General features: G+C 63.1%; 12 protein-coding genes. 2 read left to right on the forward strand and 10 right to left on the reverse strand.

All coding sequences use genetic code 11. The features are described from left to right. The first annotated feature begins 193 nt into the window (after positions 1–193). Positions 194–787: a TetR/AcrR family transcriptional regulator gene (locus AC5P09_RS11070; protein ID WP_493873679.1), complete on the forward strand. Its 594-nt coding sequence runs from the start codon at positions 194–196 to the stop codon at positions 785–787. Positions 788–1,056: 269 nt separating this feature from the next. Here AC5P09_RS11070 and AC5P09_RS11075 read toward each other — a convergent pair whose 3' ends face one another. The 3 genes from AC5P09_RS11075 to AC5P09_RS11085 all read right to left on the reverse strand — a co-directional run bounded on the left by AC5P09_RS11075 (position 1,057) and on the right by AC5P09_RS11085 (position 3,076). Then, positions 1,057–2,001: a hypothetical protein gene (locus tag AC5P09_RS11075; protein ID WP_493873680.1), complete on the reverse strand. Its 945-nt coding sequence runs from the start codon at positions 1,999–2,001 to the stop codon at positions 1,057–1,059. Positions 2,002–2,042: 41 nt separating this feature from the next. Next, on the reverse strand, positions 2,043–2,498 hold the full coding sequence (locus AC5P09_RS11080; protein WP_493873681.1) for an NUDIX domain-containing protein: 456 nt from the start codon (positions 2,496–2,498) through the stop codon (positions 2,043–2,045). A 278-nt stretch (positions 2,499–2,776) separates the two neighbouring features. After that, positions 2,777–3,076: a hypothetical protein gene (locus AC5P09_RS11085; RefSeq protein ID WP_493873682.1), complete on the reverse strand. Its 300-nt coding sequence runs from the start codon at positions 3,074–3,076 to the stop codon at positions 2,777–2,779. A 150-nt stretch (positions 3,077–3,226) separates the two neighbouring features. Between AC5P09_RS11085 and AC5P09_RS11090 the strand changes: the two genes are divergently transcribed. Beyond that, the gene (locus tag AC5P09_RS11090) at positions 3,227–4,387 is read left to right on the forward strand and encodes a helix-turn-helix domain-containing protein (protein WP_493873683.1); all 1,161 of its coding nucleotides are present in this window, start codon (positions 3,227–3,229) and stop codon (positions 4,385–4,387) included. A 78-nt stretch (positions 4,388–4,465) separates the two neighbouring features. Here AC5P09_RS11090 and AC5P09_RS11095 read toward each other — a convergent pair whose 3' ends face one another. From AC5P09_RS11095 to ltrA, 7 genes are all read right to left on the reverse strand, one after another. Beyond that, on the reverse strand, positions 4,466–5,875 hold the full coding sequence (locus AC5P09_RS11095; protein WP_493873684.1) for a DUF3987 domain-containing protein: 1,410 nt from the start codon (positions 5,873–5,875) through the stop codon (positions 4,466–4,468). 88 nt (positions 5,876–5,963) lie between these two features. After that, positions 5,964–6,116, reverse strand: a complete 153-nt coding sequence (locus AC5P09_RS11100) for an Lsr2 family DNA-binding protein (protein ID WP_493873685.1) — start codon at positions 6,114–6,116, stop codon at positions 5,964–5,966. Next, on the reverse strand, positions 6,113–6,691 hold the full coding sequence (locus AC5P09_RS11105) for a hypothetical protein (RefSeq protein WP_493873686.1): 579 nt from the start codon (positions 6,689–6,691) through the stop codon (positions 6,113–6,115). The genes AC5P09_RS11100 and AC5P09_RS11105 overlap by 4 nt, the downstream gene beginning before the upstream one ends. A gap of 1,143 nt (positions 6,692–7,834) precedes the next feature. Continuing rightward, on the reverse strand, positions 7,835–8,743 hold the full coding sequence (locus AC5P09_RS11110) for a phage major capsid protein (protein WP_493873687.1): 909 nt from the start codon (positions 8,741–8,743) through the stop codon (positions 7,835–7,837). 14 nt (positions 8,744–8,757) lie between these two features. Then, the gene (locus AC5P09_RS11115; RefSeq protein WP_493873688.1) at positions 8,758–9,102 is read right to left on the reverse strand and encodes a hypothetical protein; all 345 of its coding nucleotides are present in this window, start codon (positions 9,100–9,102) and stop codon (positions 8,758–8,760) included. Between the two features lie 37 nt (positions 9,103–9,139). After that, complete coding sequence (locus AC5P09_RS11120; RefSeq protein WP_493873689.1) at positions 9,140–9,430, reverse strand: integrase core domain-containing protein; 291 nt, start codon at positions 9,428–9,430, stop codon at positions 9,140–9,142. Further along, on the reverse strand, positions 9,427–11,232 hold the full coding sequence (gene ltrA / locus AC5P09_RS11125; RefSeq protein ID WP_493873690.1) for a group II intron reverse transcriptase/maturase: 1,806 nt from the start codon (positions 11,230–11,232) through the stop codon (positions 9,427–9,429). The genes AC5P09_RS11120 and ltrA overlap by 4 nt, the downstream gene beginning before the upstream one ends. Positions 11,233–11,921 lie beyond the last annotated feature (689 nt).

Here is an 11,921-nt window from a genome sequence, read left to right on the forward strand (position 1 = left end):
TATCCGGAGCACGTGGCGGGCACGCTCCGCAGGCAACCGAGTCAGGAGACGTTTCGGGTGGACGCGGGGGAGCAACGCCGTCGTATCGGCGCTAGAGTGGACTCAAATGGACAGCTGTCCGCTTACCTCGAACGTAGTGGACAACTGTCCGGTCAGCAAGGACGGCTTTCGGCCGCGCCCACCGGGAGGACGAGTGCAGCAGAAGAAGGACGCGCCTCTGCGCTCGGACGCGCAACGCAACCGCGAGCGCATCCTGGAAGTGGCGCTGGCCGAGCTGACGCACTCCGCGGACGCCCCGCTGAGCGCGATCGCCAAGAAGGCGGGCGTCGGACAGGGCACGTTCTACCGGAACTTCCCCAACCGCGAGGCGCTCGTCCTGGAGGTCTACCGCTACGAGATGCAGCAGGTCGCCGACGCCGCGTCCCAGCTGCTCATGACGCACGCGCCCGACCGGGCGCTGCGCGAGTGGATGGACCGGCTGGCCCAGTTCGCGATGGCCAAGGCCGGCATGGCGGAAGCGATCCGGCGGGCTGTCAGCGCATCGGACGGCCCGGCGAAACCGGGCCACGCCCCCATCACGGCCGCGGCCGGACTGCTGCTCCGCGCGAGCGAGGAGGCCGGCACCATCCGCCCGGGAGTCACCGCGGACGACTTCTTCCTCGCCATAGCCGGCCTCTGGCAGATCGATCCCCGCGGAGACTGGCCCACGCGCACCGCCCGACTGCTGGACCTCGTCATGGACGGACTGCGCGCGGGAGCACCCGGAAAAGCAGAAGACCCCCGGTGAACAGGGGTGTCATGTCTCATGCGGTGTCCGAGGGGGGACTTGAACTCTCCACTCGGGCACCAGCTCATTAGTTAGCTGACCTGCGGAAACATACCCTCTGAGCTCCCATTGAGGCTGCGGGGGTTGGCCATGCTCACCTGCTGTTTCTGCCCGTTCCTGGCCGCTGTTGGTCATGCGTTGGTCACGTGGCCAACCGGGTCTGAGCAGTGAAGAGCCCCGCCCATGCGTCACGGGGGAGGGACGCACGGACGGGGCCGCCGACGGACCGCTCAGGCGGTCAGGCCGGAGTCGAAGTACCCCGGCGTTCGGAACAGGCCCGTGAAGGTGCCGGGGCCGTGCCGTTCGTCCAGCCACGTTCCGAGCGCCGTCACGTCACCGCTGATGATGGCCGCGAGAAGGAGCATGTGGCACTCTCTCTCTTCCCCAGGGGCGAACTCATCAAGGAAGTGCGTGTACCGGCGATTGACGCCCTTCTCATAGCCACTGAGGGCCGCCGCGTATCGAGTCTGCTCTTCGCTTTCCGGCACGGCCACCACGCGCCCGGCGTCCTCTGTCTTCAGCGTCCCCGTCACGTCCCGGAACGCGAGTGCGCCGAGAACGTCTGAGGGTTCCGTCACGCCGAAGCGTTCTGCTGTCTGCCGGGTGATGGCGCGCGCCTCTTTGTCGCACGCGCCTTCCATGACGATTCCGAGGTTCCGCGTGTGGTGGCTTCCGCGCTGGTCGGCAGCCGAGTAGGACTGTCCGCTTGTGCGGCGGTAGTTGATTCCGTACTGAGTGCGGACGGGCACCCCTGCCACTTCCACGTACCGCCTACGCGACCCATAGTGAAGGCAGTCATGCGCGTACGCACGCAGTAGATCGAGAAGGGCCAGCGTGGGGCGCTCGGGATTCCGGCGTTCCAAAGGCCCGTACATGGTGATGACGGCCACCATTTGAAGATGCCGGTATCCCTGGTCCGGGTGGTGGAATCCACCGAAGGCACCGACCCGCGAGGATTCGCAGCCGACCAACACGCGGTCAAGCGGCAGTATCTTCGTCAGCCCGTACCCGGCGTACCGGCGTTTGGCGTTTTCGACGCCCGAATGGAAAGGCGTGGTGTCGATGCCGTCTGCCGCCCACCAGCTGATCATTTCCGACAAGGGCCGGAACACGTGGTCAGGGTGCTTTCCCGTGAGCGGGGACGCGTCGGCGCGCAAGGCCGCCAGCGCCGCCATTGCCTTAGCGCCGGTTACGGACTCATTCGGGGCGAGTTCCGTTAAGTCGCCGCACCTTTCTTGATGAGCTGAATGTGAGACTCTTGCATCCCCTCCGGGAGTGCGTCCGGGCTGAACCATTTCGCCTCCAGAATCTCGAAGCCGTCGAGCTTGAGAGTTCCACCAATGTGAAGCGCTTCATATGCGATTTCCACGCGAAGCTTGTAGCCACTGGTTACCTGAACCAGTCGCCCCGGAACGACTTCAAGGCCGGTTTCTTCCCGGACCTCTCGAACGATGGTCTTCGGGAACTCCTCGCTCTTGATTGCGTAGCCGGTCGGAAGTCCCCATGGCCGGTCTGCGGGCCACATTCGGTGCTTGAGGAGTAGGACTTCCCCCGTCTCGTTCCGTACTACGCCCGTCACGCCAATCATAAATTTGGCGTGCGCGAACCATAGGACGCGCCATTGCAGAGGGCCGCGAATGAGTTTCCACACTCGGGCAATGATTCGCTTCATGCGCACCCTTTCGATAGGGCAAGCGCGTTGGGCGCTTGCGTGCCTGACTCAACCTATGCCGTGGGGTGCGGGTCACGTCCCCTTTCGCTGGGCGCAGCGCTCACACGGGAACGGGCAGAGGGGCAGGGAGTTGGGCGGGAAGGCAATCACGCCGGACGCCGGGTCAAGGGTGCCGCCGTACTCCTCCCACCAGCCGTCGCCTGAGCCTTCAACCACACTGACTAGCTCAGGGTCGGGCAGGGCGCTCACACGAGTACTTGCGCGCTTCGCGGGGATCGTCATGCCTCACCGCCAGTCAGCCGCTTGTACTGCTCATCCTGACTCCAAGCCTCGGCACAAAGGCGCTGCCAGGAAGGGCCGTCGACCGTCTGAACCAGTCCGGCCGCTTCGTCGCCGTACTGCTCCCTGAGCGCTTCCGCAGAGAACGGCGCTGTTGCATACCAGTACCGCGTGCCGTCACTGGCAGGGGCCGACTCAAACGGCTTCCACCCCTCTGGCAGCCTGGGCGCGTCGGTCTCAGCCTCCGCCCGCTCGTGCCGCTCGGGCGGTCTGGCGGTAGCTTTGGGCACTGTCGTCAACCCCTTGATGGTTGGTGGCCACGCCCCCGGACGTTCGCCCGTCGCGGGGGTCTTCTGTTGCGTCTGTCTACTCAACCGATTCCGCGCATGCATAGGGCAGTTGACCGGCGTTGACTACGATGGCAGTCAACAGTCAACGGGAGCTGCACCATGATCGACTTCGGGTCTGAGGTACGGACGGCACTCAAGGCACAGGGGAAGAGCCTGAGAGGTGCGGCCAAGGAACTCCATTACGACGTTGCCTATCTGAGCCGGGTACTCAACGGGAAACAAGCTCCCTCTTCTGAGTTGACACAAGCCATTAACGAATACCTCGGTCTAACCCTGGAAGTAGAAGACAGCGGCACTCATGACGATGAGATGGACGCTTGGGAATTGGCTCGACGCGCACAGGTCAGCGACGTAGGGAATGCCACCCTTGAGCGTCTAGAGCGTGCCTTTGATGGTCTGGCCATGGCCTATCCCAAAGCCAAGCCGGAAGACTTGCTGAGGCAGGTACGCAAACACTCTGCCTACGTCGGAAAATTGCTCGATGGCCGGAAGACCCTTTCGCAACATCGTCGATTGCTGGTCGTCGGGGGCTGGCTGTCTCTGCTCGGGGCAACGGCCCATATCGACATTATGCAAGACGGTGCCGCTACGGCTCTTCTAGAGACAGCCGCAACGCTTGCCAGGGAAGCCGGACACCGTGAGATTGAGGCATGGTGCTATGAGACCGAGGCTTGGCGGGTCCTCACCGATGGGGATTACGTTCAAGCCTTTGACCTTTCCCGAGCCGCGCAGGAGATAGCTCCCGCTGATGGCTCCGCAATCATTCAGGCTACAGCGCAAGAGGGCCGAGCAAGCGCACGGCTAGGCAACGGGAAAGAGACCTACTCAGCCGTTGAACAGGTACAGGATCTCTCTGCCGCTATCGGTTCCATCGATACACCAGAGCACCATTACCGCTATGACCCTGGAAAGGCTCTGTCCTATACAGCTACGACACTTGCATGGCTCGGTGATTCAGCGGCCGAACCTTACGCCAGGGAAGTAATCAAGAGGCTGAGTCCGAGTGACGACGTAAGCCAGTGGCCACGACGTGTAGCTTCCGCGAATATCGATCTGGCTTTGGTTCTTCTCAAGGCAGACCGGCTCGACGAAGCATGTGATTCGGCGCAGAAAGCCATTCTGTCCGGGAGGGTAGTTCCCTCAAATCATTGGCGCGCATTGGAAGTCGTCAAGGCTGTTGAGGCTCGGCAACTCCCCGAGAGTGTAGACCTGCGGGAGGCATACCAGGGCCTCAAGTCGATTGAGAAGGAAAAGGGATAACAACGATTCGACACCTCGCCACCGTCCCGTAAACGAAGAAAGCCCCGACCATGCGGTCGGGGCGGTTTATTTGGTTGATTAGAGCAGTGCGAGGAACGGATTGGAGTCCCCGTGCGGTTCCGACCGCTTCGGTTCCGGCGCAGGCTTGGGGGTCTGCTTGGGTGCTGGACGGTAGGCGTCCAGGCGAACGACGTGTGCGCGGTTCTCCTCACGCTCCGCGCTGGCCGGCTGCGCCTCTGCGTGACGGGAAGTGTCCCGGTTCCTGTCGCTGTCCGTGCTGGCCGGCTGCGGCACAGAGTCACCGGAAGTGTCACCGCGGAGTGAGAAAACGGTGGCCGGTCGGCCGGTCTTCCCTACCCGTTCCACGGTCACGACGATTCCGGGCAGTTCCTTGACCTCGGCGGCCGTCGCTCCCACGTACGGGAGTACCTGAGAGGACGTGGCGCGTCCTCCGTGCATTTCGATCCGGGCCCGCACCTTGTCCTCAAGGCTGAGCGGCTGTCGCTGCACCTTCGGAGATGTGGCGCCCTTGGTGATGCGCACGGCGTCCTGTACTGACCGGCGGACCAGGGTGAAGGCGGCCGACAGCGTCTCTTCCGTGACTGTCTCGGAGCACTCGGAGGCTGCCAGGCAGGCCGCAACCCTGAGCGTCTGTTCTGCGGTCCGCTCGATGAACACGGCCTGTCCCTCGGGCAGGGTCTCGCCCAGGATGCGGGCGTATCGGCGCACGGTCCGCCACAGCGGCCGGGCGTCTTCCGCAAGCGTGATCACGCGCGGCCGTGCAGTGGCCCAGCCGTATGCGTCGGACAGGTCCCTCCCGTCCACCTCGGGCAGGCTCACCCGGTCGTCATCCAGCAGGGGCACAGAGCCCAGCAGGAAGGGAAGAATGCGGTTGTACGAGCCGCCCGCCGCTTCCGACTCGCCCACGTACTTGGTCCAGTCGGAGGGCGTGACGTGGCAGTGCAGGACCATGGCAGGGTCGCGTACTTCTTGCGCCTCATCCTTGGTGGTGTTCCGCAGCGTTGCACCATCCCATGCGCTCCGCAGCTTGGTCGTGAACGACGCATCCCGCTTCACTCTGCGCAGTACTTCTGACCACTCTTCCTCACACACGAAACTGCGGACGTCCCGCCCATGCTCGGTCTCGGCGGTCGCTTCCTGCTGCTCCCAGAGGTGATTCACCATGCTTGCCCCGGACGTGATCCCGGATGTGGTGTGCGTGGCAACAAAACGGCCCAGGGACTTGTCCAGGACGTGATGAGCGGCCCGGAGGGCGGTTCCCTTGCCTCTGCCCGTTCCGGCCACCAGGGCGGACCACAGCAGCACGGGCCGACCACTGCCACGGGACGAGACCTTGACCGTGCCACCGATCGCAGCCGACCACATGGACAGGGCAGCCACATACACCCCCAGGGGGTCCGCTTCCAGGAAGGGAGCGATCTTGCGGACCGCGCGACCGATGGGACCGTACAGAACGGGGGTGCTCATGCTGCCTCTATCTCGAAAAGGGTTGGTTGGGTGGCCTCTGGCCGGGGAGGCCGGGCGCGCTCGACGCCCGGCACGGCGGGGGCGGCGGTTAGGCCGCTGCCGCTTTTCCCTCGGATGCGTCCCGGTGGGTCAGTTCGTAGGCGTGACGGACATGCATGGGGATGCGTCCCTTGGTGGGAACTGCGTAGCCGTTGTCCCGTGCCCAGGCCCGTACGGCACGGTTCCGCTCACGTTCGCTCATCCCGGAGCGGTCAACCTTGGCGGCTCCGGAAGCGGGTCGCCACCGCCCAACTCACCCGAGCGAACAGCCGACTTGAAGCGTCCAGGTTCCCGCACGTCCATGCACGGGATGCCACGCTCCGATGCGTCCCGCAGCTTGGTGGCGTTTCGATCGCCACCCTCTCCGAGGATCAGCAGGACCGTGCTGTCATCCGCACGGCCGACCACGTCATAGCCGAGGTTCCGCACCGCTTCCCGTGCGTCGTCCCACTCGTAACCCGGCACCTCACCAGCGATCATCACGGACCGAACAGGCTCGGGTGCAGGCTCCCCCACCGGCTCCGGCTCCGGCTCCGGCTCCGGCTCCGGGGCAGCCTCAACAACCGGCCCAGGCTCAACCGGCGCACCCTTGGCAGTCCCAGGCACACCAAGAGCGTCCATCAGGTACCTGCCGAACAGGATGTCGTGTTCAAGGCAGAGGTCCCATGTGTGCGCGCCCAGGATAAGAGTCGTGCCCGCTTCTTCCTCACTGCCATCACGCGCTATGTGAGCGTCACACAGAACCTTTTCCACGGGCATGAGCACGGTCTTACGCATAGCGCTGCATTCCTTTGTTAGGGCGGAGGTCTCAGCGAGCGTCCGGAGCGTTGCTCTACGGCTGCCCGCTTGACCTCCATTCTTCCTCACTCCCATCACGGAACGGTAACTAACAAATAACTGAAGCATTACTCAAATGTTTATGAATGGCGGGGGTAATTTCTAATTAGAAAGGAATAGGACCCACCGGGGGTGCCGTTCTAGAACGGCGTTTGGCAATCAAAATATCTAATCGCAGAGCCGACGGGTTGCCGATTAATCGTGTTGGTAGGATGTGCAGCCCAAGGGGAGGAGCCCACATCAATGAGTGACCAGCCCACAACCGCCAGCGAAAAGAAGTGCGCCGACTGCGGAGTCTCTTTGCCGTCCGACAGTAAGCGCACCGAGTGCCGACACTGCGAGAAGTGCGTGGACTGGGCCTGCATGCGGGACCACGGGCGACGCAGTGGCCAACATCAAGGCTGACGTCGGCTAGGGCAACCACCGACACTGTGCACACCGGTCCGGATCGTGGATCACGTCATCAGCCCAGGGCCTAGCCTCCTTCGTAAGGAACCAGCCCACATGGGCGGCGAACTCTTGGAGGCAGTCAGAACATTGACGCTCATCCCAAGGGCACTCCACGCCGGTCCGGTGAAGCCCGTCATGCGCGGCTGCCCCGGCCTTGGCCGCTCTCCGCGCGCTCACCGCACATCCCCCGGGAAAGTCCATCCAAGCCGCTTCATTCCCTCGGCAGTCAGCCCCAATGACCCCGCTAGGTGTCGGTATTCCATCTGGTGTGTGCTGGTTGCTGTGCTGTCCAGGATCTTTCCGAAGTAGGTGAGCATCACAGCCACGGTCGGTATGAATGACTCGTCCCACATAGCAGCTTGCGGACTGCTCCACCATTGCCGCCACTGCTCAAGCTCAGCACTTGTCCACTCCCTACCGGCTGGGATATCCGGCACTGGTAGACCGTGCTCCCAGGGCAACTCCAGCAATCCCTGATATCGGCTGTGCGGTGAGTTCGGGTTACGCATCTTTGGCATAGGTCCTCCGGTTCCATTACGTGCGGTCGACGGCCGGCGCAGGCTTCTGATCGACGGACAGTAAAAAGAACGGGCCCCCGCTCGCCGCATCAGCAGGGGCCCGAACTAATCAAGGTTAGGCAGAGGGCCACGTGACAGCGGCCTTGATGATTCCCTTGGTCGGCTTGGACTCATCAAAGGTGCTGTCGACCTTCTTGGTGTCCAGCTCCGGGTAACGCACGATCTTGCCGCCGTACAGGTGCAGGGTGTCGATGTAGTCAGCCCGGTACTTTTCCGACTGCCCCTCACGGAAGCCTGTGAACTGGCTTGCATAGGTGGAGAACTCCGAGTGACCGGCCACGATGTCGGCACCGGCAGGCATGGCCGTAGTGGTCAAGATGGTGAACCCGGCGAGTCGGGCAACGACACCGTTTGCAGTCACGCCCCCTTCGCCATACGCAGCGGCGTTAGCCACGGCGGGGTGTTCGATGAGGTATCGCTTCACGCGCGGCGAGACAACGACGTAACGGCCCGTCGGGATGTCGTTGTCGTCCAGAGCCAGCATCATGTCCAGGATCGCACTGTAGAGGCTCTGGGGGATGTTGTCGGCAGTCGGCACGACGGCCGGAAGCGCCGTTGCCCCGGTGACGATGATGTTGCCCATAAATGTGTCGGCCTCACGGGCCAGGGCACGAATCATCTGCTGATTGATCGGCGAGCTCAGGCCCCCAGCGAGCTGGACCCGTTCCGCATCTTCGACGAGAACTTGAAGATATTTCGCCTCAGTAATGGTGAGCTTCTGGTCGACAGTTTCCGGCCGCTGGGCCGTCATCCCGTCAGCGATCGTGTAGTCACCCACGGTTGGCCGAAGAAGGCTGTTGATGTGGACAACATCGCCCTTCTTTCGAATCTCACCCTCATATTTGTTGTTAGAGCAAATAGGGGAGGCCCAGACAAGAAGCGGATCGAAGGCGACGAGAAGCTCTGCGTCCCAAATTTCCGGAATGAAGGTCGTGGTGCCGGGCTGCTGATAGGCAAAGCTCATACAAGTACTCCTAATTATCGCTTACGAACATCGAGAGAGAGACGGCGACGCTCCGGAATCGGGCTGCCATCGCGATTGTGCCCTGTGCCGACAAGCTGAGGGAACTTCGGTTCACTGGACTTGAAAGGCGCCAGGGCCTTATCAATTGCCTTCGCCGAAGGCATACCGTCTTCGCCAAGCAACTTGGAAGCATCCAGGTAATCGGTGAATCCGTCCGGGAGATTGATCCCGGCCTGGGCGGCATGGCCCTTGAGTTCAGCCCGAGCCAGCTTTCCCGCATACTCCCGCTCGACCTCAGCCCTAATGGAATCGGAGGGGTCGGCCGGCGTGGCCTCGGAAATCGGTTCTGCGTCGCTCATGGCGACACCTCCTAGTTGTCTCGTGATCCCGTTTGCATTACTTTGAGTTGTTTGCGACGAGCTTCTTGATGTTGGTCTGGACGAGGCGAACCTTCGCAAGGATCTCGTCGGCGGTCGCGGTCCAAGTGAAGGGCCTGGCTTCGGAGTTCCAGGAGTCGATGTAGTTGTGGATCTGTGTGATCAGGACGTTGACACTGGCGAAGGTGCCGCGGCGGATCGACTGCCGGGTCAGGATTCCGAACCAGGTCTCGTCGGGTAGGACCGCTGCATTGCTGCAGCGGTCCCCCCTCAGAACCGGCCGTGCCCGATTTCCGGGCAACCGGCTCAAGCAAGCTCTATGGCTCGCGGGCTGGTCAAAAGTGCTGACGTCTTGCCGATGCCGGTGGTCAGCCGACGGTGGCAGTGAGTGTGGATCAGTCGCGGGGCGGTGGGTTTGTCCGGCTTGCCGTTGCCTGCATCGGCGGTGATCGCGTGTTTGCGGATCGCCGTGCGGGTGACCTTGAGCCACTGTTCCCACTGGTCGGGGGTTTGCGGCTCGTGGTCGGCGTGCAGCAGCAGCCCTCCGCAGAGTGAACATCGGCCGTCCTGCTTCTGCAGCAGATGCAGGGTGCCTTTGCCCAGCGGTAGTTTGCCGCGGCGACGCCGCTTGGCCCAGAAGTCGGCCAGGGCGGGATCGTCGGTCGACGCCTTTCCTGGCACCATCCGGTGCCGGACGATCGGTGTCCAGGCGAACTTGTAGAGGTAGAAACCGCTGGTGCGGTCCCCGAACACCCACCTGTCCTGCCTGAACGGGTTGAACATGCCGAAGTACCGGTCGGTCACCCAGCGCTTCGACTTGTTCGGGTGGGAGAACTTGGCCCACTTGTAGACCAGCCTCCACACGTAGGCGTCCAGCGAGTTGAATGCCCGCTTGGACACCCCGATCCGGTAGTAGGCAGCCCAGCCCTTGATGATCGGGTTGAGCTTGGCGATCACCGCGTCGGCGTTGGCCCCTCGCAGGGCCAGCATCTCGGCGGCGAGCCGTTCCCGGATCCGCCGCAGGGCCGCGTTGCTCGGCTTGGTCAGCAGCTTTCCGCGATAGCGTCGGATGTTGAACCCCAGGAAGTCGCAGCCCTCGTCGAGGTGGACAATGCGCGTCTTGTCCTCGTTGAAGGCAAGTCCCCGGGGCGCGAGCCACACGGCGAGTCGCGCCTTGACCTCCTCGGCCTGTTCCTGTGAATGGCACAGGGCGAGGAGGTCGTCGGCATAGACGACCAGAACCGGGGAGTCACGCGCCAAAATCACGGCATCACTGCCGAGAGTCTGGTAGCGGACTCCAGCGGCCTTTCCCATTCCATGCAAAGCAATATTCAACAGCGCGGGACTGATCACCCCGCCCTGGGGAGTTCCCTCCACCGTGGGGGCGAACCAACCTTCCTCGACCACACCCGCCTTCAGCCACCCGGCGATCATTCCCCTTCCGGGGAAGGAACCCAGTGACGTGAGCAAGTGCTCGTGGTCGATCCGGTCGAATGCCGCTTTCAAGTCGGCGTCGAGCACCCACAGGCGTTTGGCATTCTTGCCGCTCGCCGTCGTGTGGATGGCCACGATCGCGTCATGACAGCCACGACCGGGACGGAAACCGTAGACCTTCGGCTCCATCCGTGCCTCCCACTCGGGCTCCAATGCATTCAGCGCCAGAGCCTGGAGGCATCTGTCGGCGATCACGGGAATTCCGAGCGGACGCTGTTTTCCATTCGCCTTGGCGATATACACCCGCCTGACGGGCCTGGGTTTCCACGGGGCCGCGTCATGCTGCACCCAGTCGGCCAACTCGGCCTTGCCCTGGGGCAGCAGGACGACTTTCCCGTCGATGCCCGCCGTCTTGCGGCCAGCGTTGACCTCCGTGACCCGCCGCACACTCGCGAGTGTGTTGGCGCGGGAGCGGAGCATCAGCTTCTGCAGATTCCTGACCTTGGCCAGGTCTCCTGCCTGCGATGCCGTGAAGATGCGCTGCCGCAGACGCCGTACGTCGTCCTCGACCCTCCGCCAGTCGATCGACGGCCAGTCGGTGATCTCGTCCTCAGGTCCGTTCGTCATGCCGGGGGCGGTCGCTGCGGCTTGCGCCGCGTCGGCCGTCTGAATCGTCATGGCGTCCAACTTGCCCTTCGGTTCCGGTGTCTTCGGTCATCGTGCCTTCACAAGCTCACCAGACCCACGTCAGCACCCTTTCAGGTCGGGGCATCAGCCCCTATCCGGCCAGTTATGCGGGGACCACCGACGAAGGTGTCGGCATGTGGTTCCCGGTTTCCTGCTGCCTTTCGGCGACCGGCATTCGCTTGCTGGGTCTTCCTGCGCCCGCTGGAGAGTTGGGCCTTCCTTGCGGTCGGCTTACCAGACCACAAATGCATGGCCTGGACTCCATCGGGGTTGTCACGTTCCGCATGAGAGAGATGCTGCCGGGGAGGGTGCCCTCTGCACCCCGGGGACGGCGGTGCACTCCCGACCGGTCAGATATCTCCAGTCGGCGCCTGCCGCTTTACAACGGCCAGTCCCTATCTCCCGCTGAAACAACCCATCGGCGAGAGTGTTCATGACGAGGCATCATCAAGGGTTCATTCGCATTCACCCGTCCGGCATTTCCCAGCCTGTAACCCCCGGATGGAACGAGGATCCTTGGGCAGTTCCTCAGGCTTCGCACCCCGCGATTACTCGCAACGCACGCTGAGGCGGGAACGAGCCCTGCGCACTGGCTCGGGTCCTACACCTTCGACATCAGTCGAACCTCCTCGGTGAATACCACTCTTCTCAAGCGACTTCGTGTCGCACGATCTGGTTCA

Source organism: Streptomyces sp. a15, from assembly GCF_059026085.1.